Source organism: Methylobacterium sp. 10 (assembly GCF_000519085.1).
Classification (GTDB): Bacteria; Pseudomonadota; Alphaproteobacteria; order Rhizobiales; family Beijerinckiaceae; genus Methylobacterium.
Map to the genome: position 1 here is coordinate 1,792,705 of NZ_KI912577.1, position 26,358 is coordinate 1,819,062.

General features: G+C 67.7%; 23 protein-coding genes and 1 tRNA gene. 19 read left to right on the forward strand and 5 right to left on the reverse strand.

Features of this window, described 5'->3' with window-relative positions:
* Window positions 1–52: 52 nt before the first annotated feature.
* Complete coding sequence (locus K368_RS0108230; protein ID WP_027171964.1) at window positions 53–1,513, forward strand: cobyric acid synthase; 1,461 nt, start codon at window positions 53–55, stop codon at window positions 1,511–1,513.
* A 67-nt stretch (window positions 1,514–1,580) separates the two neighbouring features.
* The gene (locus K368_RS0108235; protein WP_027171965.1) at window positions 1,581–2,924 is read left to right on the forward strand and encodes an MFS transporter; all 1,344 of its coding nucleotides are present in this window, start codon (window positions 1,581–1,583) and stop codon (window positions 2,922–2,924) included.
* Between the two features lie 4 nt (window positions 2,925–2,928).
* Here the strand turns inward: K368_RS0108235 and K368_RS0108240 are convergent, their stop codons facing one another.
* Together K368_RS0108240 and cbiB are read right to left on the reverse strand one after the other, a co-directional pair.
* The gene (locus K368_RS0108240; RefSeq protein WP_027171966.1) at window positions 2,929–3,999 is read right to left on the reverse strand and encodes a DUF3616 domain-containing protein; all 1,071 of its coding nucleotides are present in this window, start codon (window positions 3,997–3,999) and stop codon (window positions 2,929–2,931) included.
* Window positions 4,000–4,033: 34 nt separating this feature from the next.
* Entirely contained in the window at window positions 4,034–5,035 is a 1,002-nt protein-coding gene (cbiB, locus tag K368_RS0108245) for an adenosylcobinamide-phosphate synthase CbiB (RefSeq protein WP_027171967.1), read from the reverse strand.
* Between the two features lie 44 nt (window positions 5,036–5,079).
* On the opposite strand from cbiB, the gene cobD reads away from it, so the two are divergent.
* The gene (gene cobD, locus K368_RS0108250) at window positions 5,080–6,099 is read left to right on the forward strand and encodes a threonine-phosphate decarboxylase CobD (RefSeq protein WP_027171968.1); all 1,020 of its coding nucleotides are present in this window, start codon (window positions 5,080–5,082) and stop codon (window positions 6,097–6,099) included.
* Here the strand turns inward: cobD and K368_RS0108255 are convergent, their stop codons facing one another.
* Entirely contained in the window at window positions 6,100–7,287 is a 1,188-nt protein-coding gene (locus tag K368_RS0108255; protein WP_036266105.1) for an MFS transporter, read from the reverse strand. It lies immediately after the preceding gene.
* A 375-nt stretch (window positions 7,288–7,662) separates the two neighbouring features.
* On the opposite strand from K368_RS0108255, the gene K368_RS27315 reads away from it, so the two are divergent.
* The 9 genes from K368_RS27315 to K368_RS0108300 all read left to right on the forward strand — a co-directional run bounded on the left by K368_RS27315 (window position 7,663) and on the right by K368_RS0108300 (window position 17,900).
* A complete protein-coding gene (locus tag K368_RS27315; RefSeq protein WP_081739535.1) occupies window positions 7,663–7,857 on the forward strand; it encodes a hypothetical protein in 195 nt (64 codons plus the stop codon).
* A 224-nt stretch (window positions 7,858–8,081) separates the two neighbouring features.
* Window positions 8,082–9,488 (forward strand): malonyl-CoA decarboxylase, encoded by a 1,407-nt coding sequence (locus tag K368_RS0108265; RefSeq protein ID WP_027171970.1) that lies wholly within the window; start codon window positions 8,082–8,084, stop codon window positions 9,486–9,488.
* Between the two features lie 54 nt (window positions 9,489–9,542).
* Complete coding sequence (locus K368_RS0108270; protein ID WP_036266842.1) at window positions 9,543–11,063, forward strand: malonyl-CoA synthase; 1,521 nt, start codon at window positions 9,543–9,545, stop codon at window positions 11,061–11,063.
* An 87-nt stretch (window positions 11,064–11,150) separates the two neighbouring features.
* On the forward strand, window positions 11,151–12,305 hold the full coding sequence (locus K368_RS0108275; RefSeq protein WP_027171972.1) for a YihY/virulence factor BrkB family protein: 1,155 nt from the start codon (window positions 11,151–11,153) through the stop codon (window positions 12,303–12,305).
* Window positions 12,306–12,369: 64 nt separating this feature from the next.
* Complete coding sequence (msrB, locus tag K368_RS0108280; RefSeq protein WP_027171973.1) at window positions 12,370–12,777, forward strand: peptide-methionine (R)-S-oxide reductase MsrB; 408 nt, start codon at window positions 12,370–12,372, stop codon at window positions 12,775–12,777.
* A 293-nt stretch (window positions 12,778–13,070) separates the two neighbouring features.
* On the forward strand, window positions 13,071–13,964 hold the full coding sequence (locus K368_RS0108285) for a hypothetical protein (protein ID WP_027171974.1): 894 nt from the start codon (window positions 13,071–13,073) through the stop codon (window positions 13,962–13,964).
* A 267-nt stretch (window positions 13,965–14,231) separates the two neighbouring features.
* Window positions 14,232–15,623 (forward strand): dicarboxylate/amino acid:cation symporter, encoded by a 1,392-nt coding sequence (locus tag K368_RS0108290; RefSeq protein WP_027171975.1) that lies wholly within the window; start codon window positions 14,232–14,234, stop codon window positions 15,621–15,623.
* 9 nt (window positions 15,624–15,632) lie between these two features.
* Window positions 15,633–16,553 (forward strand): ROK family protein, encoded by a 921-nt coding sequence (locus K368_RS0108295; protein WP_027171976.1) that lies wholly within the window; start codon window positions 15,633–15,635, stop codon window positions 16,551–16,553.
* A gap of 69 nt (window positions 16,554–16,622) precedes the next feature.
* On the forward strand, window positions 16,623–17,900 hold the full coding sequence (locus tag K368_RS0108300; RefSeq protein WP_027171977.1) for an aminotransferase: 1,278 nt from the start codon (window positions 16,623–16,625) through the stop codon (window positions 17,898–17,900).
* Between the two features lie 289 nt (window positions 17,901–18,189).
* Here K368_RS0108300 and K368_RS0108305 read toward each other — a convergent pair whose 3' ends face one another.
* Entirely contained in the window at window positions 18,190–18,735 is a 546-nt protein-coding gene (locus K368_RS0108305) for a GcrA family cell cycle regulator (RefSeq protein ID WP_081739682.1), read from the reverse strand.
* Window positions 18,736–19,105: 370 nt separating this feature from the next.
* On the opposite strand from K368_RS0108305, the gene K368_RS0108310 reads away from it, so the two are divergent.
* The 4 genes from K368_RS0108310 to K368_RS0108325 all read left to right on the forward strand — a co-directional run bounded on the left by K368_RS0108310 (window position 19,106) and on the right by K368_RS0108325 (window position 23,304).
* Window positions 19,106–20,185 (forward strand): ABC transporter ATP-binding protein, encoded by a 1,080-nt coding sequence (locus K368_RS0108310; protein WP_081739537.1) that lies wholly within the window; start codon window positions 19,106–19,108, stop codon window positions 20,183–20,185.
* 125 nt (window positions 20,186–20,310) lie between these two features.
* Window positions 20,311–21,339, forward strand: coding sequence for an extracellular solute-binding protein (locus K368_RS0108315; RefSeq protein WP_027171980.1), 1,029 nt, complete (start codon window positions 20,311–20,313; stop codon window positions 21,337–21,339).
* 11 nt (window positions 21,340–21,350) lie between these two features.
* On the forward strand, window positions 21,351–23,072 hold the full coding sequence (locus K368_RS0108320) for an iron ABC transporter permease (protein WP_245259539.1): 1,722 nt from the start codon (window positions 21,351–21,353) through the stop codon (window positions 23,070–23,072).
* Window positions 23,073–23,229: 157 nt separating this feature from the next.
* Window positions 23,230–23,304, forward strand: a tRNA-Val gene (locus tag K368_RS0108325).
* A 6-nt stretch (window positions 23,305–23,310) separates the two neighbouring features.
* Here K368_RS0108325 and gph read toward each other — a convergent pair.
* Window positions 23,311–24,000 (reverse strand): phosphoglycolate phosphatase, encoded by a 690-nt coding sequence (gene gph, locus K368_RS0108330; RefSeq protein ID WP_027171982.1) that lies wholly within the window; start codon window positions 23,998–24,000, stop codon window positions 23,311–23,313.
* 290 nt (window positions 24,001–24,290) lie between these two features.
* On the opposite strand from gph, the gene K368_RS0108335 reads away from it, so the two are divergent.
* The 3 genes from K368_RS0108335 to K368_RS0108345 all read left to right on the forward strand — a co-directional run bounded on the left by K368_RS0108335 (window position 24,291) and on the right by K368_RS0108345 (window position 26,342).
* Window positions 24,291–24,833 carry a hypothetical protein gene (locus K368_RS0108335; RefSeq protein WP_155935061.1) on the forward strand — a complete coding sequence of 181 codons (543 nt, stop codon included), beginning with the start codon at window positions 24,291–24,293 and terminating at the stop codon, window positions 24,831–24,833.
* 148 nt (window positions 24,834–24,981) lie between these two features.
* Window positions 24,982–25,692: a ribose-5-phosphate isomerase RpiA gene (gene rpiA, locus K368_RS0108340; RefSeq protein WP_027171984.1), complete on the forward strand. Its 711-nt coding sequence runs from the start codon at window positions 24,982–24,984 to the stop codon at window positions 25,690–25,692.
* 56 nt (window positions 25,693–25,748) lie between these two features.
* Window positions 25,749–26,342, forward strand: coding sequence for a DUF2059 domain-containing protein (locus K368_RS0108345; RefSeq protein WP_027171985.1), 594 nt, complete (start codon window positions 25,749–25,751; stop codon window positions 26,340–26,342).
* Window positions 26,343–26,358: the final 16 nt, after the last annotated feature.

Below are 26,358 nucleotides of genomic sequence, written 5' to 3' on the forward strand. Positions count from 1 at the left end.
ACCTGCTACGGCTCGCCGAAGCCCCTCGGCACACCGGAGTCGACCCGAACGCATGACCGCCCGTGCCATCATGATCCAGGGCACCGGCTCGGATGTCGGCAAGTCCTTGATCGTCGCCGGACTCTGCCGGGCCTTCACCCATCGTGGCCTCGCCGTCAGGCCATTCAAGCCACAGAACATGTCGAACAACGCGGCCGTCACCGCCGATGGCGGCGAGATTGGCCGGGCCCAGGCGCTACAGGCGCGGGCCTGCCGGGTGGCGCCCTCCATCCACATGAACCCGGTGCTGCTGAAGCCTCAGAGCGAGACCGGCTCGCAGGTGGTGGTCCAGGGCCGGATGGTCGGCACGGCGAAGGCCAGGGATTACCAGGGCTGGAAGCCGCGCCTTCTGGCCTCCGTGCTGGAGAGTTTTTCGCACCTGAAGGCTCAGGCCGATCTTGTGATCGTGGAAGGCGCCGGCTCCGCCTCCGAGGTCAACCTGCGCCGGGGCGACATCGCCAATATGGGCTTTGCCCGGGCCACCGATACGCCGGTGATCCTGCTCGGCGACATCGACCGGGGCGGCGTCATCGCCAGCCTCGTCGGTACGAAGGCGGTGATCGACACGGAGGATGCGGCGATGATCGCGGGCTTCCTTGTCAACCGCTTTCGCGGCGATCCGAGTCTGTTCGCTGACGGCATGGACATCATCGCCACAGCCACCGGATGGCCCGCCCTCGGCCTTGTGCCCCATTTCCCCGAGGCCGCGCGCCTGCCCTCCGAGGACGTACTGGGCTTGGCCGGCTCCGCCTCCTCCAGCCGGACGCGCATCCGCGTCGCGGTGCTGGTCCTGCCACGCATCGCCAATTTCGACGACCTCGACCCCCTGAGAGCCGAGCCCGAGGTCGAGGTGGTACTGGTCCGGCCCGGCGAGGCGATCCCCGGGGACGTCGCTCTCGTCCTGTTGCCGGGTTCGAAGACCACGATCGACGATCTCGACGCCCTGCGTCGTGAGGGCTGGGACGTAGACATCCGCGCCCATATCCGGCGCGGCGGCCATGTGCTCGGCCTTTGCGGCGGCTACCAGATGCTCGGCCGTACCCTGAGCGATCCGCACGGGATCGAGGGCGAGCCGCGAAGCGTCGCCGGACTCGGCCTGCTTGATGTCGGGACGGTGATGACGCCGCTGAAGCGACTCGAAGCGGTGAGCGGCCGGACGCTGGCCGACGACCTGCCGTTCAGCGGCTACGAGATGCATGTGGGCGATACGGTGGGTCCGGATACGGTGACGCCGCTGCTCCGCTTCACCGATGGGCGGGCGGACGGCGCCGTCTCGGTCGACGGGCGGGTCAGCGGCACCTATGTCCACGGCCTCTTCGCCGACGACCGGCAGCGGGCCGCCTGGCTCGCGCGCCTGGGGGCGGCCTCGGACGGCCATTCCTACGAAGGCGGGGTCGAGCGCGTCCTCGACGCTTTGGCGCGACACATCGAGGCCCATGTCGATTGCGACCGCCTGCTTGCGCTGGCGCGATAGCGGTTTCGCGGCGTAGGTTCGCCCCGTCAGGCCCCCGTTCGAGGGGCGAGCCCCGAGGAAACCGCCAATGACGCTGCCGCTCCCGCAGGTCGATGCGCGCCTCGCGCACGATACGGTCCGGACCGTGACCCTGCGGCTGATGCCGCTCCTCGGGCTGATGTACCTGATCGCCTATATCGACCGGCAGAACATCTCCTACGCCAAGCTCCAGATGGTCGGTGACCTGTCCTTGAGCGAGACCGCCTATGGGCTTGGGGCATCGTTGTTCTTCCTCGGCTATTTCCTGTTCGAGGTTCCCGCCAACGTCATCCTGGAGCGGGTTGGCGCGAGGCGCTGGTTCGCCCGGATCATGCTGACCTGGGGCGTGATCACGATCCTGCTCGGATTCACCCAGAACACGGCGATGTTCTACATCCTGCGCTTCCTCCTTGGAGTGGCGGAGGCGGGGTTCTTCCCCGGCGTGCTGTTCGCGCTCACCCTGTGGTTTCCGCAATCGCACCGGGCCCGCATGATCGGCTGGTTCATGATTGCAAGCGCGCTGGCCAACGCGGTCGGCGCGGCCATCGGCGGCGCCCTCCTCGACCTCGACGGTCTCCTCGGCCTAAAGGGCTGGCAATGGGTCTTCGTGGCGACGGGCATTCCGGCCCTGATCCTCGCCGTCGTGGTCCTGCGCATCCTGCCCGACGGGCCGGAACAGGCGCCGTGGCTGTCTCGCGAGGGGCGCGACTGGCTCGCCCGCACCCTCGCCTTCGAGCGCGAGACCGGGGGGCAGGTGGAGCACGGCAACCCCTTCGCCGCGCTCCTCGACCGGCGGGTCTGGATGCTGGCCTCGGTCTACATCGCCTTCCCGCTTGCGGCCTATGGCCTGAGCTATTGGCTGCCGACCGTGGTACGCAGCTTCCAGGTGTCGAACACCGTCAACGGTTTCATCAACATCATCCCCTGGCTGATCACGGCCGCCGCCCTGTGGTGGGTGCCGCGCCGGGCGGCTCGCTCGGGCGATCAGGTCTGGCACGTCGTGGTGCCTGGCCTCGTCGCGGCCCTAGCCCTGGTGCTGAGCGTGGTGCTGCCGGGGGCGGTGCTCAAATTCGCGTGCCTCTGCGTGGCGGCGGCGGGGGTGTTCTCGGCCCAGCCCGTGTTCTGGTCCCTGCCCGCCACCTTTCTCAAGGGGGCGAGCGCCGCCGCCGGCATCGCCGCCATCAACTCGGTGGGTAATCTCGGCGGCTTCATCTCGCAGAACGCCGTGCCCTTCATCCGCGACCGCACGGGCAGCGACCTCGTCCCCATGTTTTTCCTGGCCGCCTGCCTCGCCTGCGGGGCGAGCCTGATGTTCGTGGTGCTGTCCGCCCTGCGCCGGGACGCGGCCCGACGGAGCGTCGCCGCACCCGCCACCGCGCCGCGCCCGGCCTGAACCGTCAGGGCAGTGTGTATTCGAGCGGCCCGCCATCCTTGATGCTGTCGAACATGACGAGGATTCGCTTGTCGCCCAGCACCGCGACACCTTCCGCTTTCGCGCCCTTTTCCGCCCCGGTGAGACGTCCGATCGGCTCGAGCTTCGCGTTGACGGAGGCACCGGCGGCGAACAGGCTGTAAGGCACGTCGGTCTGCCCTTGCGCCGGCCCGGTGAGGACGAGAAGCCGCCCGTCGGGCAGGATGGCGAGATCGCGGATCCCGGCCCCGCGGCCGACCGAGAGGGGGATCACCTGCGGGGCCGCCTTCAGCGGCTCGTGCCCCTGCGAGAACAAGGCTCCGACATCCGCCTCGACGACAAAGGTCTTGCCGTCATGGGACGGCGCGCGAAGCCCGGCGAACAACCGCGTTCCATCGACGGCGACGCCCTCGATGTTGAGGCCGTTGGGTGTCGCGTCGCCATCATCGGTCTGGAGATCCTGAGTGTAGTAGGCGCTGACGGCCTCTGCCAGTCCGAGGGCGTCCCCGAGGCGGTACGTGGTCTCTACCGCACCCGGTCCCACCGGCTCGCCCGCGGTGTCGACCCGGATGCGCGCCAGCACGAAGGTGGAGAGCTTGAACTTCGCCTTGCCGCGCGAGCAGCCATGCGAGCCGACCACGTAGAAGTAAGGAGCCGCATAGGCGACTCCTTCGCCGTCGAGATCGTCGAACTTACCCTCGCCGCCCGAGCAGCCGTTCTTCGAAGGCGGGGTGCCCAGGGTGTTCGGGTTCGGTCCCCTGCCGACGAGGTCGATATCGGCGCCGGGCGTGATCGTGTGCCCGTCGATCGTAATGAACTGCGCGCCGGTGTTCTCGTCGTTGACCACGAGGCAACGCCGCTTGGCGTCCTTCGGTGGCATGCAGGCGATGCCGCTGATGTCCTTGGCGGGCTTGCCGTCCTTGCCGCTCAGGCCGGACGTCACCTTGTAGGGCGGGTCCACCGGAACGAGGTCGCGCATCGCGCCTCCCGCCGCGAAGGCCTGCGCGGTGGCGGCTCCATGAACAAGCAGGATCGTCAGAAGACCAGTCCGAATCATTGCCGCTCGCCCCTTCGAATGTCAGTGATCGAAATTAGAGAAAAACAACCTTGAGTATAGATGCGCCGAGGGCAACAAGTCCGAAAAGCAGCGCGCAGGCGATGCGATAAAGGGCCAGCGCCCGCTCCACATCTTGAAGGCCCGCCTCGGCCCGGCCATCGCCCATCCAGGTATCGTCCACGATCTCGGCGCCGTACATGCGTGGCCCTGCCAGACGCAGGCCGAGCGCGCCCGCCATCGCCGCCTCGGGCCAGCCGGCATTGGGTGAGCGGTGCCGGCTCGCGTCGCGCCGGACGGCGCGGAACGCCTCTGCCGCTGATGTGCCGGGATGGAGGAGGGAGGCCGCCATGATCAACCCCGCCGAGAGCCGCGAGGCCGGGAGGTTGACGAGATCGTCGAGGCGGGCCGCGGCCCAGCCATAGGCTTCGTGCCGGGGAGTGCGGTGGCCGATCATGCTGTCGGCGGTGTTGACTGCCTTGTAGAGCGCTCCTCCCGGCAAGCCGCCGATCCCGATCCAGAATGCCGGGGCGACGATGCCGTCGGAGAAATTCTCCGACAGGCTTTCGATGGCGGCGCGGCAGATGCCGGCCTCGTCGAGGCTGTCAGGGTTGCGCCCGACGATCATCGAGACCTCGCGTCGCCCGCCCGCCAACCCCTCGGCACGCAGGCCCATGGCGACGCGGGCTACATGGTCGTGGAGACTGCGCTGCGCCGGCAGGCTCGCGCAGGCGAGGCCGAGGAGCAGCATCGCGGGGAGATGACCCGCAGTGGCGGCGAGCGCCGTCCCCGCGACGGACACCGCTCCGACCGTCCCCAGAAGGATGAGGAGGCCGAGGATCCCGGCCGCGCGCCGCCGTCCCCCGCTGCCCGTGTTAAGGGTCCGGTCGAGCCCGCCGATCAGGTGGCCGATCCAGGTGACAGGATGGCCCAGCGCCCTGTAGAGCCGGTCCGGATAGCCAGCCGCGGCCTCGATAGCGAGGGCGAGACCCAGCACTACGAGCGTATCCGGCGGATGGGCGAGGGCGGTCCAGATCATCTGTTCGGGATTGGGGTTCGGTGCGGCAGGGTGATGGGAGCGCGATGAGCGGGACGGAGGAGGCGAGCGAGCGGGTCCGGCCCATCGCTCATGGGGGCGATCTCGATGCCGCCCAGGTGCTGTTTCCGCACGCCGAGCAGCCCTGGATCGACCTTTCCACCGGGATCAATCCGGTCCCGTATCCCTGTCCGACGCTGGAGGCCAGCGCGTTCCGGCGACTTCCCTCCCGCGCCGACCTGAAGGCCCTGTGTGCCGCCGCCGCCCTTGCCTATGGCGTCACGGATCCGGCCCAGGTCGCGGCGGCACCCGGCACGCAGATCCTCATTGAGACCCTGCCGCGCCTGAGGCCGCCGTCGCGCGTGGCCGTCATCGGTCCAACCTACGGCGAGCATGAGGCGGCATGGCTTCGGGGCGGCCATGCGGTGACGATGGTGACCGATCCGGCGCAGGCTGGGGAAGTGGACGTCGTCGTCGTGGTCAACCCGAACAATCCTGATGGCCGGACCTGGGAGGCCTCCACGCTCCTCGACCTCGCGGGGCGGCTCGCCCGGCGCGGAGGCTGGCTCGTCGTGGACGAGGCCTTCATCGACCTCGAAGCGGTGGAATCCCTCGCACCGCGAGCAGGTCCCGGTCTCGTGGTGTTGCGCTCCTTCGGCAAGACCTATGGCCTCGCCGGCATCCGTCTCGGCTTCGCCCTTGCCGAGCCGGCGCTCGCCCTCCGGATCGGCGCGGCGCTCGGACCCTGGGCGGTGCCGGGACCGGCGCTCGCCATCGGCCGGGCGGCGTTGTACGATGGGGCCTGGCTGCGGGAGGCGGCCATCGATCGTCACGCCGACGCGCTGCGCCTTGATCGGCTGATCGCCTGCCGGGGAGGGCGCATCGTCGGCGGCACCTGCCTGTTCCGCACGGCCGCGTTCGACGCCGCGCCCGACCTGTTCCAGCGCCTCGGCGAGGCCGGAATCTATGTCCGGCGGTTCGAGGCGAACCCGCACTGGCTGCGCTTCGGCCTGCCGGCGGACAAGGGCGAATGGTGCCGCCTGTCCCGCGTCCTCAAAGCCGCATGATCAGACGGGCTTCGTCCGCGACTGGTCGAAGATCGCCACGAGGAGGCCCCCGCCCGAGAGCAGGGCGCCGACTGCGCAAACGCCGGGCCACCCCGCCATCAGGAACGCCTGCGAGCCGGCAAAGGCCCCGAGTGCCCCGAACACGAACATCACCGTGAACAGCACTGTGTTGACCCGGCCCCTGGCACCGGGAACGAGGGCGTAGGCTCGGGTCTGGTTGGCGATGAGCGCGCCATTGAGGCCGATATCGATGAGGAGGACGCCGATGGCCACGGCCACCAGCGAGACCTCGCCCCCGAGCCACAGCACGAGGAACGAGGCCAGGACGAGGGCGCCACCGGTGACGACCACCGGCCGGGCGCCCTTCCTGTCGGTGTAGCGCCCAGAGAGGGGGGCGACGAAGGCGCCGCAGACCCCGATCACCCCGAACAGGCCGGCGCCGGCGGCGGTGAGATCGAAGGGCGGGGCCTCGACCAAGAGGGCCAGCGTCGCCCAGAATGCATTGAAGCTCGCGAACAGCAGGCCCTGCGAGAGGCTGGCGTTGCGCAGGATCGGCTGCGTCTTCACGAGGTGCAGGATCGACAGCATCAGCGCGCGGTAGCGCAACGGCTTGGTCTGCTTGGTCTTCGGCAGGGTCGTGGCCGCCACGGCGGCGATGACCAGGGCCACGACAGCGGCGGCGAAGAACACCGCGCGCCAGCCGAAATGTGCGCCCACGAAGCCGCTCACCGTCCGGGCGAGGAGGATGCCGGTGAGGAGACCCGTCATCACCTGCCCGACCATCCGGCCCCGGCTCTCGTCCGGCGCGAGTTCGGCGGCGAAGGGGACCGCCTGCTGCGCGGCCGAGGAGAGGAACCCGATGAGGAGGCAGGCGACAGTCAGGAAGGCGATGTTCGGCGCCAGGGCGGCGCCGAGGAGCGCCACGCTCAGGCCGAGCAATTGCGCCACGATGAGCGTCCGTCTCGGCCACGCATCTCCGAGGGGCACGAGGCCGAGAATGCCGAGGCCGTAGCCCACCAGGCACGCGGTGGGAACGAGGAGCGCGGCGCGCTCGCCGAACTCGCTTACCAGAACCGCGAGGAGGGGCTGGTTATAATAGATGTTGGCGACGGCGCCGCCGGCGATCAGAGTCAGGCCGAAGCGCGCCCTGGCGGTGAATCCATGGCCGGAACCGGTATCGGGTTGCATGGTCACGCTCGCACCGGAAGGGTGCCGCCCGTCGCGCCAGGCCAACGGAAAAACAATGAACTGTTCGTCATCCGATGGGACGGTTCCGTGAGCGACGGGATGGCCGCGCCTCCGGTTAGGGGCGGCGGCGCGCGGGTGCAACCCGCGGGCGCGCGAAATGGTCCCATGTCGGAGAGCGGGCCGTGATGGGCCGCTGCCTTCCATCGGATGCCTCGATCCCCATATACGGATCGTTATGGGATAAAGACTTGGCGCGTCTCCGTGGCGAACTCCCGCTTGGCAGGAGCCAAGTCGTTCTGCCACACTCTCGACTGTCGAGACGAGTCGGTCTTCAAGTCCCGGGGACGCCACCGCGTATCGACAACGGAGTTTGGAATGCCGAATTACCGAGTCAGCTTCGCCAAGCAAATTCTCGGCGTGCCGTTCACGATCGGATGCGTCGAGATTTCACGGGCGCGTGATCCTCGCCGGGCTCAACGCGCAGCGGAGCTCCGTTTCGCGCGCCAGCATGGTGTCGAGGATTGGCGCGAACGGGCCGATCGTGTTGCCATCGAGGCCGCTCAAGGCTGACACATCAGGTTATCGTCCCTGTAAGTGGGTGTCGGACTTCGGGAAACACGGTTTCTAGTCATCGCCCCGTTTTATCCATTCCGCCGCGTCTGCGGCATGGTTCCACGGTCAAGGCCCTGGCTCTCGGACGTCCCGCGTCATAGACTATGGCGCATACGCGTTGCGTTCCGCCGGATCGGCAACACGCGGAACCTGTGACAGGGTCAAGGAGCAGGCGGCGAGACATGGCGGCGATCTCGTTTTTCGGCGACCTGCTTCAGACCATCAGCGACCGTGGTCGCGATCTCATCGGAATCGGCCGCGGCGACCTCGCCTCCAAGGCCAATGCGCATGAGCTCATCAAGCTCTGCGAGGATCTGATCTCCCGGCGCGGCGAGGCGTCGGGCGTGGCGCTCGCCCGCCTGATCCTGGAGCGCTACGCTAGCCTCGCGCGGGCCGAACGGCTCGTCTTCCTGCAGGGGATCGCCACCGTCTTCGGTGCCGATCACGAGGTGGTGGATGAGGCCATCGCCGCCTACCGCCGGGATCCGACCCGTGCCGCCCTCGGCGTGCTACACGAGGCGGCCGAGCCGCGCAGCCAGGAACTCATCCGCCGGCTCAACCTCGCCCGCAATGGCACCCTCGCTTTGGTGCGGATGCGGGAGGATCTCTTCGTCCTGCGCAAGGACCTGCGCGGGAACGAGGCGGACCCCGACCTTGTCGATGCCGTCGACAGCCTCGACAGCGATTTCGAGCACCTGTTCGCGTCATGGTTCAACCGCGGGTTCCTGGTGCTGCGCCACATCGACTGGACCACGCCGGCCCATATCCTTGAGAAGATCATCCGCTACGAGGCGGTGCACGAGATCGCGGGATGGGACGAGTTGCGCCGACGCATCGAACCAACGGACCGACGCTGCTTCGCCTTCTTCCATCCCGCCTTGCAGGACGAGCCGCTGATCTTCGTCGAGGTGGCGCTCACGGGCGGCATCGCACCGGCCATCGCGCCGATCCTGGCGCATGGGCGCGAGCCTCTGCCCACTCGGGCCGCCACCACCGCAATCTTCTATTCGATCTCGAACTGCCAGAAGGGCCTTGCCGGCGTCACGTTCGGCAATTTCCTGATCAAGCAGGTGGTGGAGGATCTCGCCCGCGAGATCCCGAGCCTCAAGACCTTCGTCACACTTTCGCCGGTCCCCGGCTTTTCGGCCTGGCTCGACCGTGAGCGCCGCTCCGATGCGCCCCAGGGACTGACCCGTGACGATATCGAGGCTCTGCGGGCCATCGACGAGCCGGGCTGGCACGTCGACAAGGCGAAGTCCGATGCGGTGAAGAAGGCCATGATCCCGGCGGCCGCCGCCTATTTCCTGCGGGCGAAGAACGAGCGCGGCAAGCCCCTCGACCCGGTGGCGCGGTTCCACCTCGGCAACGGCGCGCGGCTGGAGCGACTCAACTTCCTCGGCGACGTCTCGCCCAAGGGGCTCGCCCAGTCGCGTGGGCTGATGGTCAATTATCTCTATGATCTCTCGGCCATCGAAAAGAATCACGAGACCTATGCCAATCTCGGCACCGTGGCGGCGTCGAGCACTGTGAGCCGCGAACTGAGGTCCAACCTGCCGCCGATTCGCGCCGTCGCCCTTGCAGAGGCTTGATTTCGGGGCGTCGTCCGGCCACGGCTGTCGGTTCGATCACGGTTGGACGACGTCATGCGTAACCATCTCTTCGACCTCATTCGGGCGAGCCTGCCCGCCGATCCCGCCGCCCGGACATTCATCGAGACCGGCGACGGCGCGCGGATCACCTATGCCGACATGCTCCACCGCTCGGCCGCTTATGCCTCCGCCCTTACGGCGCTCGGGGTGAAGACAGGCGACCGCGTGGCCGTCCAGGTCGAGAAAAGCGCCGAGGTGGTGTTCCTCTATCTCGGCGCCGTTCGCGCCGGCGCCGTCTTCCTGCCGCTCAACACCGCCTACACGGCCCCGGAGATCGCGTATTTCCTCTCGGATGCCGAGCCGACCCTGTTCGTCTGCGATCCCGCCCGGCTCGCCGCGCTTGAGGCGGTCGCTGCCGAGGCGAAAGTGCCCGCTCTGCGCACCCTCGACGGGGCGGGGCGCGGCAGCATGGCGGAGGCGGCGGACGCGGCCAGCACCGAATTCACCGATGTAGAGCGCGGCCCCGACGATCTCGCGGCGATCCTCTACACCTCCGGCACCACCGGGCGTTCCAAGGGCGCCATGCTCAGCCATGACAATCTCGCTTCCAACGCCGTGACGTTGGTGAAGGCCTGGCGCTTCACTGCCGACGACGTGCTGATCCACGCTTTGCCGGTGTTCCACACCCATGGGCTGTTCGTGGCCACCAACATCGTGCTGCTCGCCGGTGCCACCGCGATCTTCCTGCCGAGATTCGACCCGAAGCAGGTGCTCCCGCTGCTTGCACGGGCCACCGCGATGATGGGTGTGCCGACCTTCTACACCCGTCTTCTCCGGGAGCCCGGCCTGAACCCGGAGGCGGTGGCAACGATCCGACTGTTCGTTTCCGGCTCGGCGCCGCTCCTCGCCGAGACGCACCGGGAGTGGCAGGCCCGCACCGGCCACGCCATCCTCGAACGCTACGGCATGACCGAGACCAACATGAACACCTCCAACCCCTATGACGGCGAGCGCATCGCCGGCACGGTGGGCATGCCGCTTCCGGGCGTGGCGCTCAGAGTGGTCGATCCCGAGACCGGGCGGGCGCTGCCCGCCGATGCGGTGGGGATGATCGAGGTGAAGGGGCCGAACGTGTTCCAGGGCTATTGGCGCATGCGCGAGAAGACGGCGGCCGAGTTCAAGGCGGATGGGTTCTTCATCACCGGCGATCTCGGCAAGGTCGACGAGCGCGGCTACGTCCATATCGTCGGGCGCGGCAAGGATCTCATCATCACCGGCGGCTACAACGTCTACCCGAAGGAAGTGGAGAACGAGATCGACGCGCTGCCGGGTGTGGTCGAATCCGCCGTGATCGGCCTCGCCCATGCCGATTTCGGCGAGGGCGTCACGGCCATCGTCGTCGCCCGCCCGGATGCGCCGGGGGAGAGGGAGATCCTGAGTATCCTCGAGGGGCGTCTCGCGCGGTTCAAATGCCCCAAGCGCGTCCTCTTCGCTGACGAGCTGCCGCGCAATGCCATGGGCAAGGTGCAGAAGAATCTCCTGCGCGAGGAGCATGCCGGGCTCTATCGGTCCTGAAGGCCAGGGCGACGGAACGCTTTGGCGGGACGGCGGTTCTCGTCATCGAACGGCCAAGCTCGCGCCGTCTCCCTCCCGGTTGCCGTCATGCCTTCGTCTCAGCCTCAACATCCCGAGCCCGGGGAGTCGGGCTCTTCCCAGTCCCTGGCCTGGACCCTGGCCATGGGGGCGGCCCTCGTCGCCCTGTCGCTGGCGCCCCGGTCGCGCCGCCGGACGCAGGACGCGGGCGAACCCGCGTCGCGCCGCGACGAGGGCGCCCGCTCGCATAGCGGGCGCAGCGCCGAATGGGTGGCAGCCACACAGGTCCATCGCGGCAGGGCGGCGGGCAGCCCCACCGAGATCACCCGCGCCGGTTGGAAGGACATCGCCGTCCGCGTCTACCTGGAATTCAACAAGGACCGCGTGCTCGCTGTCGCCGCCGGGGTCACGTTCTTCACCCTGCTGTCGCTGTTTCCGGCCATCGCCGCCCTGGTCTCCTGCTATGGGCTCGTGGCCGATGTGGGCGCGATCAACGAGCACCTCTCCAGCATGCGGGGGGTGCTACCTTCCAGCGCCATCGACATCATCGGCGAACAGGTGAAGCGGATCGCCGCCAAGGACAACGGCACCCTGGGCCTGACCTTCTTCTCCAGCCTCGTCCTCTCGCTCTGGAGTGCCAACGCCGCCATGAAGGCGATGTTCGATGCGCTCAACGTCGTCTACGAGGAACAGGAGAAGCGCTCCTTCGTGATGCTGAACCTGCGCTCCCTGACCTTCACCGTCGGGGCGCTCCTCTTCACCATCCTGGCGCTCACCAGCATCGTCGTGCTGCCGGTCGTGTTCAATTTCTTCGGTTTCGGGCAGGGCGCCCGGCTGATCGCCCTGTTGCGCTGGCCATTCCTTCTCGTCGTCCTTCTCGGAGGCCTCTCGCTGCTCTACCGCTATGGCCCGAGCCGTGAGCGGCCGCGCTGGCGCTGGGTCGGTACGGGCGGCGCCGTCGCCGGCCTGCTCTGGCTCGCTGCCTCGATCCTGTTCTCCTGGTACGTCGCCAGCTTCGGCAATTACAACGAGACCTACGGTTCCCTCGGCGCCGCCATCGGCTTCATGACGTGGATCTGGATCTCCACCACGATCGTGCTCCTGGGCGCCGAGATCAATGCGGAGATGGAGCACCAGACCGCACGCGACACAACCACCGGCCCGGAAAAGCCCATGGGCGAGCGCGAGGCGCGGATGGCCGATACGATCGGCGCGGCGGCGTGACAGGGTGCCGTATGCCCCTGGAATGCCTATCTCTCCGGAATATCCCGAAGAACCGGAGGCGACCATGAGCGAGACCGAGGCAGACATTGGCCAGCGCACCGAGGCCGAGTGGCGCGAGATCCTGACGCCGGACCAGTACCGGGTCCTGCGCGAGCATGGCACGGAGCGGGCCGGGACGAGCTGCCTCAACGCCGAGAAGCGGCCCGGCACGTTCCACTGCGCGGGCTGCGATGCGCCGCTGTTCGAGAACACCACCAAGTTCGAGTCCGGCACCGGCTGGCCGAGCTTCTTCGATCCTCTCGACGGCGCGGTGGAGACGAAGTCCGACCGCAGTCACTGGATGGTACGGACCGAAGTGCATTGCGCCCGCTGCAAAGGTCATCTCGGCCACGTCTTCGACGATGGTCCGGCACCGACGGGGCTACGCTACTGCATGAACGGCATTTCATTGCGCTTCGAGCCGAATACCTGAGCCCATTGGGATGAATTCCAAAAAATCGGGAGGGGCCATGCACGTGTGGCCTTGATTTAGTCCCATTTTTTCTTAGTCGAAAGAACGTGGCCTTCTGCGTTGTGCGCCGTCAGGCTCGCCAGGTTCGAGGCCCGTCGCGTCCGTAAGGCCCGTGCCGCCCGGTTTCCACAGGCCGGGTGTTCCGTCGCCGCCGAAACAGGATATGGCTACGAGCGGGGCCAGAGTGCGCCCACTGCACGGCGCTCCCGAGGGACCGCTTGCCGTGACGAGCCGATCCGGGGGGAGAAGAGTACATGAGTGTCGTTCGTCGGTTTCTGGTCGCGCCATCCCTCGTCCGCCTGATCCGCAAGGAACGCGGCGGTTCGAAGATCACCGAGGGCTATTTCGCTCCCCAGGCCGGTCGTACGTCCTATGTCCGCGTCGATGGCCAGAACTGCCACCTTGTCCTCGTCACCACGGCGCCGGACGGGACGTCGAGCGAGGAGCGGACCGACGTCCCCCGCGCCCATGGTGACGCGCTCCTCGATGTCTGCTCCGGCAAGGCGATCTATGATCGTGCGGTCCTGGCCCTCGGCAACGGCCGTGAGGCTTTGGTCGACCGCTACGCGACGCCGGGCGCCCTCGATCTGCTCAGCGTCGTGTTCGACGAGCCCGGCCAGGCGGCGGCTTTCGTGCCTCCGGCCTGGTTCGGCGAGGACGTTTCCGAGAATGCCGCCTATGACCGGCATGCCGTGGCGATCCAGGGCGTGCCTCAGACCGGCGAGGTTGCCCTCAGCAACGCCGCCCTCGAGGCAATCCTCGATCTTCTCGAGCCTCGCTTCGGCTTCGGACGCTTCAATGCTCCGCCACCGAAAGCCACCGAGGACGAGGCGACCCTTCGAGCCAATCGCCGAGCCGCGGTTCTGGCGGCCAAATCCGCCGCGCCCGCTGCCGTGCCGGTGGAAGAGCCCGCACCGCAGCCCGTCGCCGAAGAGCGCAGTGAGGAACGGCGCGAAGAGCCGGCCGCCGAGGAAGCCCCCGCCGCCGAGACCCCGATCCGGACAGATGCCCGGATCGATGACGTGATCGAGAGCCTGTCCCAGGCCCTCGGAGCGTCTCAGCCCACCCGTACCGCAGGTCGCGACGACGATCCGGCCGCCGAATTCGAGCGCTGGACCGTGCGTCCCCGCCGTACTCCACAGACCTGAACCGTCTAAACCGGAGATGAGCTGGGCTCATCTGCGGGCGGCTTGGGGTGCCCCGGCGGCACCGGGCATATCCGGCAAAGTCGGTGCACGACAATCGTATGCAATAACGCGGTAGAGCCTCATCGCGTTACAGAACCGGCCTATCCTCACGGTTTCAGCGGGAAACAAAGATTATCTCTCATAGCCTCGTTGAGGCGAGGGATTAAACTCGCTAGCGTCTCGACAAGACAGACGAGCGTGCGCCCAAAGAGGCGCCTGTGAGGGAACATGGCTCAGACCACCGTCCATGCCGGAGGCAGCGCGCCGGCAGCACCGACACCTCACGAGCCTTGGTACAAGGTCCTCTACATCCAAGTGCTGATCGCCATCGCGCTTGGCATCCTTCTCGGATATCTGCACCCCGAATGGGGCAAGTCCGTCAAATGGCTGGGCGACGCCTTCATCGCGCTGATCAAGATGATGATCGCACCGATCATCTTCTGTACCATCGTCCACGGCATCGCCTCAATCGGCGACTTGAAGAAAGTCGGCCGCGTAGGCCTGAAGGCGCTGGTCTACTTCGAGGTGGTCTCCACCATTGCGCTTCTGATTGGTATCCTTGTCGGTGAGGTGGTGAAGCCGGGTGCCGGTTTCAATGCCGATGTGAGCAAGCTCGACGGTAAATCGGTGGAGAAATACGCCAAGATCGCGGCCGACGACTCCGTCACCGGCCACATCATGGCGCTGATCCCGAAGAGCTTCTTCGATGCCTTCGCCACGGGTGATCTTCTTCAGGTCCTGCTAATCTCGATCCTGACCGGCGTCGTCGTCACCGGCATGGGCAAGCGCGGCGAGGCCATCACGCACGCCATCGACACGGCGGGCCAGGTCTTCTTCCGCATCATCGGTCTCGTGGTGAAGCTCGCGCCCATCGGTGCTTTCGGCGCCATGGCCTTCACCATCGGCCAGTACGGCATCGGCAAGGTGATCGATCTCGCCTGGCTCGTAGGCACCTTCTACGTCACGGCCTTCCTGTTCGTGGTCCTTGTCCTGGGCGGCATTGCCCGTGTGGCCGGCTTCTCGATCTTCAAGTTCCTGGCCTATATCAAGGACGAACTCCTCATCGTGCTCGGCACCTCGTCTTCCGAGACGGTGCTGCCGCACATGATGACGAAGATGCGTCGCCTCGGCGCCTCGGATTCCGTCGTGGGCCTCGTGATCCCCACCGGCTACTCGTTCAATCTCGACGGCACCAACATCTACATGACCCTGGCGACTCTGTTCCTGGCCCAGGCCGTGGGCGCTGACCTGTCCTTCGCCCAGTACGCCACCATTATCCTCGTGGCGATGCTGACCTCGAAGGGGGCCTCCGGCGTTACGGGTGCCGGCTTCATCACCCTCGCGGCCACGCTCAGTGCCATCCCCAACAACCCGGTACCCGTGGCCGCCATGACCCTGATCCTGGGCGTCGACAAGTTCATGTCGGAATGCAGGGCCATCACCAACCTGATCGGCAACGGCGTCGCCACGGTGGTGGTCAGCCGCTGGGAGGGCGAACTCGACCAGGAGAAGCTGAATCAGGTCATGGCGCATCCCTTCTCCATCGGCACAGACATCTCGGACCATGCGCCGAACATGGACCAGGAACCCGCTCCCCGTCCGGCCGTCGCCGCGCGGTAGAGCCGAGTCGTGGACCCGACGCGCCTGCGCATCGGGATCGACCTCGGCGGCACCAAGATCGCCGGCATCGTCCTCGATGCCGGTGGTGCCGTTCGTGCCGAGGCGCGGATCCCGACCCCGCGGAACGATTACGACGCCACCCTGGACGCGATCGCCGCGCTCGTCCTGCGCCTGGAGCGCGATGCCGGAGGCATTGGCAGCGTCGGCATCGGCATGCCGGGTGCGATCGCGCCCGGCACCGGCCTCGTGAAGAACGCCAACTCGGTCTGGCTGAACGGCAGGCCCTTCGTCATCGATCTCAAGGCACGGCTTGGCCGACCGGTCCGCGCCGAGAACGATGCCAATTGCCTCGCCGTCTCCGAGGCGGTGGACGGTGCGGGCGCCGGCTCGCGGGTCGTCTGGGCCATCATTCTCGGGACCGGCGTCGGCTCCGGCATCGCCATCGACGGGGTCGCCCTGTCGGGTGCCAACCGCATCGCCGGCGAATGGGGGCACAACCCGCTTCCCGCCCCTCGTGACGATGAGCGGCCTGGTCCATCCTGCTACTGCGGCCGGCATGGCTGTATCGAGACGTGGCTGTCCGGCCCCGGTCTCGCCGCCGACCATGGCCGTCGGACCGGCACGGTCGCTCCGACCGGTGAATCCGTCATCGCCGCCGCGCGCGCCGGCGATGACGCCGCATGTGAGAGCATCGGCCGCTATCGGGAGCGGCTCGCGCGTGCAATGGCGGGCGTGATCAACATCCTGGACCCCGACGTGGTGGTCCTCGGCGGCGGATTGTCGACGGTGCCGGAGCTGATTGCCGATCTGGCAGGAGAGATCCTTCCGCACGTCTTCTCCCCGGGATGCGACACACCGATCCGGATGAGCCGCCACGGCGATGCATCCGGCGTACGGGGTGCAGCCTGGTTATGGCGCATCCCCACCTGAACCTCTCCCCATCGCGCCCCGTAGCCGGTATGGACGGGGACAATCACACAACGACGTGAGCGTATTTCCATGACGAGTCTGGCTTCCCTCGATCCCGCCGCCCGCGATGCGCTTCATGCGAAGACCCGCGAGGCCTACGAGGCCTTCAAGAGCCGCGGCCTCAAGCTCGACATGACTCGTGGCAAGCCGGCGCCGGAGCAGCTCGACCTGTCGAGCGCGATGATGGCGCTGCCCGGCAACGGCGATCATTTCGCCGAGGCGGGTGACGATGCGCGCAACTATGGCGGCCTCCAGGGACTACCGGAAGCGCGCGCCCTGTTCGCGCCGATGGTACAGGCGCCGGCGGCCCAGATCGTCATCGGCGACAATTCGAGCCTAGCGCTCATGCACGATTGCATCGCCTGGGCTCTGCTGAAGGGCGTGCCCGGCTCGGTGAAGCCCTGGTCGAAGGAAGAGGATCCGGTCTTCCTCTGTCCCGTTCCCGGCTACGACCGTCACTTCGCCATCTGCGAAGCCCTAGGCATCCGCATGCTGCCCGTCCCCATGACCGGCCAGGGGCCGGACATGGACGTCGTCGAGAAACTGGCGGCCGATCCGGCCGTGAAGGGCATGTGGTGCGTGCCGAAATACGCCAATCCGAGCGGCGAGACCTATTCCGACGAGACCGTCCGGCGTCTCGCCGCCATGGAAACCGGCGCCCCCGATTTCCGACTGTTCTGGGACAACGCCTACACCGTCCACCACCTCACCGCCACGCGCCATCCCCTTGCCGACATCCTCGCCCTCTGCGAGGAGGCCGGCCATCCCGACCGGCCCTTCATCTTCGCCTCGACCTCCAAGGTCACCCTGGCGGGAGCGGGCATCGCCGTGTTCGCCTCCTCCCCGGAGAACGTGCGCTGGTTCCTCGGCCGCTCCTTCTTCCGCACCATCGGGCCCGACAAGCTCAACCAGCTGCGCCACGTCCGCTTCCTGAAGGACATGGCCGGCATCGAGGCGCATATGGAGAAGCAGCGCGCATTGATCGCGCCGAAATTCCAGGCCGTCCTCGACGCTCTGGAGGCCCGGCTTGGTGGAACCGGCGCGGCGACCTGGACGAAGCCCGAAGGCGGCTACTTCATCACCGTCGATACGGTGGACGGCGCGGCCCAGCGGACCGTGGCGCTGGCCAAGGAGGCCGGCATCGCCCTGACGCCCGCCGGCGCGACCTCCCCCTATGGACGCGACCCGCATGACCGCACCCTGCGCCTCGCGCCGACCTTCCCCTCGCTCTCGGACGTGAAGGCAGCGGCGGAGGGAATCGCATTGTGCATCCTCCTCGCCGGACTCGAGACCCGAACGGTTGCCTGACGCGAGCCGCCATTCCGGGCGCACCCCCTCGCCAAATCTGGGCGGGGGGGCTTTGCCTGGAAAACGCGTCGCGGCGTCAGCTGAGGGGTGGGGAAGCTTTCGGGGCCGCCCGATCTCTCTCCCGCTCATTGCGGAAAGAGCCATGATTTTGCGATCCTCCGCCTCGCACTGGCGGACGGATTGCACGCTCATGGGATCAAGTGGGGACGCGCGCTCTCCCGACCTCCGACAGCACGGGACCCGTCACCGCCCGAGGTAAGCGGCGACAAATGAGCCGTGCGCTATAGACTCAGCGGAAGCCGCCGACCCGGCGGTCGCGCTTGCGCTCGGCGGCGGGCTGATACGCGATCTCGGCGTGGTGCGTGCAATAGGGCAGGCCGGTGATCGAGCGGTCGCCGCAATAGTGAAACTCCGGCGTTGTCGGATCCCCGAGGGGCCAGCGACACATGGATTCGCGCAGATCCATGATGGTCACGCGCTTGGACACGGCCAGAGGCATACCCTGGGCGGCGACCACCGCATTGATCTCGGGAAACAGCGGGCTCGGGGCGGCAACTGGATCGGCTGCGGCCGCTAGCTCCACGACGTTGTCGGCCTCGGCCTCGGCATCGCGGATTGCAGGCTTCTTGCGACCATTGCCGGGCGAATCCGCCGCCTTGACGCGGCCCGACAGACCCAGCCGGTGGACCTTTCCGATGACGGCGTTGCGGGTGACGCCGCCGAGTTGCGTGGCGATCTGGCTCGCGCTCAGTCCCTCGTCCCAGAGACGTCGCAGTACCTCGACGCGCTCGTCCGTCCAGCCAGCACCGGTATCCGTCATCGCCCCCTCCGACATCCGCTCGATTCCCCCGACCGACACGGGACGATCCCTGCGACACCTCGCATGGCCACTCCGCCCGTTGCCAAACAGATGTTGGTCGCGCAGGGCACCCTTACGACGACGATCGGAACCGTACAGGACGCCTCGACACGGATGCAAGAGCGCCCGGAAGGAGGGGGGAACTTTCCACCGGCAAACCGTCGGGGGGCGTCCCGCATGCACTCCGAAAGAGCCGGCCGGGACGCGGCTCCGCCATGAGGGCGATGGCGCAATCCCTCGTTCGCCCCCGACCGAGCTGCCCGCAGGCCCAGCTTCCCCTTGACCTGAGGCGGTATCGGGCGAGAAGCGCGTGTTTCAACACGATCCGAACATTGAGGAACAGGTCATGGCCGCGACCGATCCGATCGAGGGACGCTGCCCCGGCGAGGTGCCGCCGCGCCTTGAGACACGCGGGCTCAGCGTCGATTTCGGCCGCAAGCACGCTCTCGACCATGTTTCCCTCGCGGTCCGGGCGGGAGAAATCATCGCGCTTCTCGGTGATTCTGGTTGCGGCAAGAGCACCCTGTTGCGGGCGGTGGCAGGCCTCGAACAGCCGAGCGGCGGGCTTGTCCTTCTCGATGGTCAGGTGATGAGCGCCCAGACGCCGCCGGAAGAGCGCGGCGTCGGCCTGATGTTCCAGGATTACGCTCTGTTCCCCCATCTTACCGTCATGCAGAATGTCCGCTTCGGTCTCCACCGGCTACGCGCCGGCGACGCCGAGGCCGTCGCCAAGGCGCGGCTGGAACAAGTCGGCCTCGCCGACCGGGCTTCGAGCTATCCCGGCTCGCTGTCGGGCGGGGAGAGCCAGCGTGTGGCGCTTGCCCGCGCCCTGGCGCCGGGGCCGCGGGTGCTCCTTCTCGACGAGCCGTTCTCGAATCTCGATCGGCGCAACCGGGACAGGGTACGGGCCGACACGATCTCGGTCTTGCGCGCCACCGGCGCCACCGCGCTTCTGGTGACCCACGACCCGGAGGAGGCGTTGCTGGTGAGTGACCGCATCGTCCTGATGCGGGGCGGGCGCATCGTCCAGATCGGCACCGGCGCGGAACTCTATCAGCACCCGCTTTCGCACTTCGCCGCAAATTTCTTCGGCGATCTCATTACTTTTCCCTCCCGCTGCACGAACGGCGCTGCTGCCACGCCGTTCGGCGCAGTTCCGGCACCCGGGATCGCGAACGGCGCACCGGTCACCGCCTGCGTCAGGCCCGAGGCGATCGGCCTGTTGGGCCCCGAATCCGGTCATCCGGCGCGGGTCATCCGCCGCCGTTTCCTCGGACCCGTCGTGGAACTGACCCTGGCGGCGGAGGGATTTCCCGAACCTTTCCGCCTCACGGTCGCCGACGAGACAGCGGCGGGGGAGGGTGATCGTGTCGGCCTGATCCTGGCCAAGGGGGCGGGGTTGGTTTTTTCCGCAGAATTGGATTAACCGAGCCTGGCTGTTCGTGTTCGGCAATATCCAGAAGTATAGTTTTGAACTATAATAAACTGAGGACATAAGTCTTGCTTTTCCCGTGAAGATGCGGCCCAGAACCGGTCATTGAGGGAAGAGGGATGGACGTCATGGTTGGTTGGGTCTCGAAATGTCTGGTCGGCGGTGCGACGGCCTTCGCCTGGATCGCCGGAGCGACGGCTGCCGAGGTCAACATCTACACCACTCGTGAACCCGGCCTGATCAAGCCCCTGCTCGATGCCTACACCGCCAAGAGCGGCGTCACCGTCAATACCGTCTTCGTGGAGAAGGGCCTCGCCGAGCGCGTGGCCTCCGAGGGCGAGCGGTCGAAGGCCGACGTGCTCATGACCGTGGATATCGGCAACCTCATCGAACTGGTGGATCGCGGCCTCGCGCAGCCGGTGCGTACGGAGACCCTGGAAGCCGCCGTCCCGTCGCCCCTGCGCGATGCCGGCGGCCTGTGGTACGCCCTCTCCATGCGCGCCCGCGTCGCGTATGCCGATAAGGACCTCGCGGAGAAGGCCCTGACCTACGAGGACCTCGTCGACCCGAAATGGAAGGGCAAGCTCTGCCTGCGCGCCGGCCAGCACCCCTACAACACGGCGCTTATCGCCCATTACATCGTCAAGCACGGGCCGGAGAAGGCGAAGGACTGGCTGACGGGCGTAAAGGCCAACCTCGCGCGCAAGCCGGCCGGCGGCGACCGCGACGTCGCCCGCGATATCTTAGCTGGAACCTGCACCGTCGGGCTCGGCAACTCGTACTATGTCGGGCTGATGCGCTCGGGCAAGGGTGGCCCGGACCAGCAGAAATGGGGCGACGGGATCAAGGTCGTGCTACCGATCTTCACCAGCGGCGGCACCCATGTGAACGTCTCCGGTGCCGTAGTCGCCAAAAGCGCGCCGAACCGTGACGAGGCGGTCAAGCTTCTCGAATACCTCGTCTCCGACGAAGGCCAGGGCCTCTATGCGAAGGCCAATTTCGAGTACCCGGTGAAGGCGGGCGCGCCGATCGATCCCCGGCTTACGGCACTGGGCCCGTTGACCATCGATACCGTGCCCCTGGTCGAGATCGCCCGAAACCGCAAGGCGGCGAGCCTGCTGGTTGATACGGTGGGCTTCGACAACTGAAGCCCCGGCCGATGTCGGCCGCCGTCGAACTGGCCCGATCGCAGGCCTCGATCGGTTCCGATGCCGCTCCGAGGGCGGCGCAGCGTTTGCGCGCCGGGCCTATCGCCTGGGCGGCGGGAGCCCTGGCCTTGGCGGCCTTGATCCTCAGCCCGGTGGTGTCCCTGGCGCTGACGGCGGCGGGTGGGTCGAGCGAGGTCTGGCCGCATCTCCTGGCGCATGTCCTGCCTCAGGCGACGATCACCACGGCACTGCTCCTCGGCGGCGTCGGCCTCCTCGTCGTCATGCTCGGGGTCGGCTCGGCGTGGCTCGTCGCGGCCTACGAGTTCCGGGGGCGCGGCCTCTTGGAAATCGGGCTGCTGCTGCCCCTGGCGGTGCCGACCTATATCGTCGCCTTCGCCTATCTCGACCTGCTTCACCCCATCGGCCCGGTCCAGAGTACTCTGCGCGAGCTTCTCGGCGTCGCGCGGCCGAAGGATCTGCTGCTTCCGGAGATACGTTCCCTGCCGGGCTGCATCCTGCTCCTCGGCTTCGTGCTCTACCCGTATGTCTATCTGCCGACGCGGGCACTGTTCCTGATGCAGGCGGGCACGTTCATCGAGGCGGCGCGCATCCTGGGACGGTCGCCGACGGCGGTCTTCTTCAGGATCGCCTTGCCGCTGGCGCGTCCCGCCATCGCGCTCGGCACCAGCCTTGCCCTCATGGAGACGCTCAACGACATCGGCGCCGCCGAATTTCTCGGCGTGAGGACACTCACGGTGCAGGTCTACGCCACCTGGATCAACCGGTCCGATCTGCCCGGCGCCGCACAGATCGCCCTGGTGATGCTGGCGATGGTGCTCCTGCTGCTCGCGGCCGAGCGCTGGGGGCGGCGCGGGCGCGGCTATGCTGGCACGGGCCAGCGCCAGCGCGACATGGCTCGCCATCGTCTGTCCGGTGCGCCGGCCTCGGCCGCCTTGTGTCTCGGCATCCTCCCCATCGCCATCGGCTTCCTGATCCCGGCGGCCTATCTCGCCCATTCCGCCTCTGCCCGCGTCACCCGGCTCGGATTTCCCCGGGGCGTCATCGCCGAGGCGGGCAACACCCTGCTCTATGCCAGCCTCGCCACCCTGCTCGCGGCCGCCTGCGGATTCCTCGTCGCCGCCGGCCCCCGGCTCGTCGCCAGGCGCTTCGGGCAGGGGCTGATCCGCATCGCCGCCCTCGGCTACGCGCTCCCCGGGGCGATCCTGGCGATCGGGCTCCTCGGCCCGCTGGCCCTCGCCGATGCCTCCCTGTCCCGCATCACGACGGCACTCTTCGGCGTCGCCCCGGCGATCATCGGAGTCGGCGCGGGCGGCGCCCTCGTCATCGCCTATCTCGTGCGCTTCCTCGCGGTCGGTGTCGGAGCCTGCGAGGCGGGCTTGGCAAAGGTGCCGGGCTCCCTCGGAGAAGCCGGGCTCATGCTCGGCCGTGGCCCCGTCGGCACGCTGATGCGCGTACACCTGCCGATGACATGGCCGGCTCTGCTCAGCGGCGCGCTCCTCGTATTCGTCGATTGCGTCAAGGAACTGCCGGCGACTCTGCTCCTGCGCCCGCTCAACGTGGAGACCCTGGCGACCCACCTCTACGGGGAGGCCGTGCGCGGCACCTACGAGGACGGCGCGGTGGCCGCCCTGCTCATCGTCGTCGTCGGCCTGATCCCGGTGGCGCTGCTCCTGCGCCTCGGCCCGGCGGAGCGCGGCCCGAGGGGCGGATAACCTCCCGCTCTGCATCCTGTCGAGCGCGGCGTCAGGACCGGGTCCGGTGGCCGAGCGGCCGAACCTCGCGGGATGCCGACTCGGCAAGTCGCCGAGGGCCGAGGCAACAGAGGCCCTTGACGGGTGCGTGGGCCTCGCCCTAGAAGGCCCTCGGTCCGGGTGCGTAGCTCAGCGGGAGAGCATTCGCTTCACACGCGAAGGGTCACAGGTTCGATCCCTGTCGCGCCCACCATTCCCCTCAGGCCACGGCAGAAGCCGGCACGAGGGCATCGACCGCCCCCATCAACTCATCGAAATGCTGGATCACCCGCGTGGGGCCTAGCTGCTCCACCGGCAGGTCGGTGTAGCCGAACGGCACCGCGATGACCGGAATCCCCGCCGCCTTCGCCGCATCGATATCGGCGCGGGAATCTCCCACCATCACGGCACGCAAAACATCGCCCTTCGCCTGCTCGACGGTGAGGGTGATATGGGCCGGGTTCGGCTTGTAGACCGGGAAGGTGTCGCGACCGCAGATGGCGGCGAAGCGTCCGGCGACGCCGAGCACCTCTAGCAGTTGTTTGGCGTGAGCCTCGACCTTGTTGGTGCAGACCGCGAGGAGGAAGCCACGCGCGCACAGGGCGTCGAGGGCCTCCTCGACGCCGGGGAACAGATAGGAATGCTCGCTGAGATGCCGGCCGTAATGGTCGAGGAAATCGACGAAGAGCGTCTGCAGGCGGGCGTCGTCGATGGGCTCGCCCGCCGCCTCGAAGCCGCGCTGGATTAACGCTTTCGCTCCGGCGCCGATCATGTCACGCGCCCGGTCGAGGGGGAGAGTGGGCAGGCCCTCGCGGGCGAGGATCGCGTTGAGAGTCCCGACGAGGTCGCCCGCGGTCTCGGCGAGGGTTCCGTCGAGGTCGAACACGACGATGGGCGGCAGGCTTGGCATGAGGACTCGCAAGGTTCGTTGAATGGCGACGGGTGATCCCGGGCTGGATGACGGTGTCACGGCGGGCTGGGAGGTGGACGCTGCGTACCGGGAAAAAATCTGATGCGTACGCAAGAGCTTAACCAACCGATCGGGCTTCTCTCCGTGCCATGATGCTGTAGAATCCGGCCATGATGCGATCAAGGCCGCCGCGAGCGGGTCACGGTTGCGCCTCAAGGCCGCTATAGGGGAGCGGCCACGAGAGTTCCCTTGCGAGTTTCCCCTGTCTGCATCAGGACATGAAGGCGACCATGCGTTCGACACCGCCGACCGACCGTGCGTTCATATCCACCGTTCCCGCCGCATCCGCCCGTTCGGGAAGAGCCAGGGGATGCCGGGCCGGGATCGCGCTGGCGCTCCTCGCCTGCACGACCGGGGCCGCCGGCGCCGCCTCCTTCGAGTTCGTCCCCGCGCCGCAGATCGACCTCAACCGGGTCTACCGCGTCGACAAGGTCACGGGTGAGGTCACCTCTTGCCAGTACGGCCTGCGCGAAGGCGCGGTGGGCAGCGTAGGCCTCACCGTCTGCTACGGCTCCGGCGAGGGCGCCAGCGCCCAGGCCCCGTCCGAATACGGCCTCGTCGCCTCGCGCCACACCCGCGAGGCCGGGGTGTTCCGCGTGAACTACCGCACCGGCGAGATGAGCATTTGCTACGTCCAGCTCCAGAAGGAAGCGGTGGTGTGCACCGCCCAGGCGAACCCTGCCGCCAGCGGTCCCGAGGAAGCCGTGGCCACCGGACAGGCCCCAGGCCGTGCGGGGCCGAGTGCCACTCCGCCCCAGAACACCCGCCCTTGAGGGCGATCGGTGCGGATGTTCGGCAACAGTCGCGTTGGACGGCGTTGCCAGCCGTGCTAGGGCCACCGGACTTTCAGCGGCCCAGCCCGTAGCCCGAGAGCCCGCCCATGCATCTCGCCCCCTCCCTCCCGATGAACGGGGCCTCCTCGTGAGCGGTCCCGACCTGCGTCGCGCCGCCGCCGCCCGTGCCCTTGATCTCGTCGAGGATGGGATGCGGCTCGGTATCGGAACCGGCAGCACCGCCAACGTGTTCGTGGAGCTTCTCGGTGCGCGGGTGCGCGACGGACTCAAGGTCACGGGCGTCCCGACCTCAGAGGCGACGCGCATCGCCGCCGAGGGCGCCGGCATTCCCCTGGCCAGTCTCGAAGATCTTCCCGAACTCGACCTGACCATCGACGGCGCCGACGAGATCGACGCACGGATGCGTCTGGTGAAGGGCGGCGGCGGCGCTCTCCTTCGCGAGAAGATCGTGGCCTTCGCCAGTCGTCGTATGGTGGTGATCGCTGACGCGGCGAAATCCGTGACGACCCTCGGCGCGTTTCCGCTGCCGGTGGAGGTCAACCCGTTCGGCCTCGGCGCTACCCGCATCGCCGTGAGCCGGGCCATGGAGAGCGCCGGCTGCGCGGGCGACCTCGTCCTGCGTGCCGGCCCCGGCGGTACCCCCTTCGTGACCGATGGCGGCCATCTCATCCTCGACGCGCACCTGAAGGCGATCGCCGATCCGGAACGCCTGTCCGCCGCACTCTGGGCGGTGCCCGGCGTGGTCGAGCATGGTCTGTTCCTCGGCCTCGCCACCGGCGCGGTCCTGGCGGAAGCCCGTGACGGGCAGGCGCACGTCACCTGTCTCGGCGCAGTCTGACGCGCCTCTACCCTCCTTCGATATCCTGATCGACACGCCTTTCCGGAGCGTTCGCCATGTCCCGCCGCCGCCTCTCTACCGTCCTGACCGCTTCCGTCCTCGCCGGAATCCTCTTGGTCTTGGCGCCGACCGCCGGCCAGGCGCAGGTGCAGAAGCCAGCCGCGCCGGCCAAGCCCGGTGCCAAACCCGCCGCGCCGGCTCCCTTGACGCCCGCCGCCCAGCAGCCGACCTTCACCCCTAACCATCTGGCGCTGGCGCGGGAAGTCACTCTCAGCTCTGGCATCGCCCGCTCGTTCGATTCGATTCTTCCGGCCTTCGGTCAGCAGATCAAGCAGGCCGCCATTACCCGCCCGGACCTGACAAAGGATCTCGATGAGGTTCTCATCTCCCTGGCGCCGGAGATGGAACTGCAGAAGCAGATGATGATCGAGACGGCGGCCAAGATTTACGCGAGCCGCCTGTCCGAGGCTGAGCTCACCGAGATCGTCGCTTTCTTCCATTCGGCGGCGGGCAAGCGCTACGTCGAGACTCAGCCCCAGGTGCTCGACGAGATCGTCCAGGCCATGCAGAACTGGACCCAAGGGGTGTCCGAATACATGATGGTCCGCGTACGTGCCGAGATGGGCAAGCGCGGCCACGAGCTCCAGTAGCCGCACGGCCCGACCC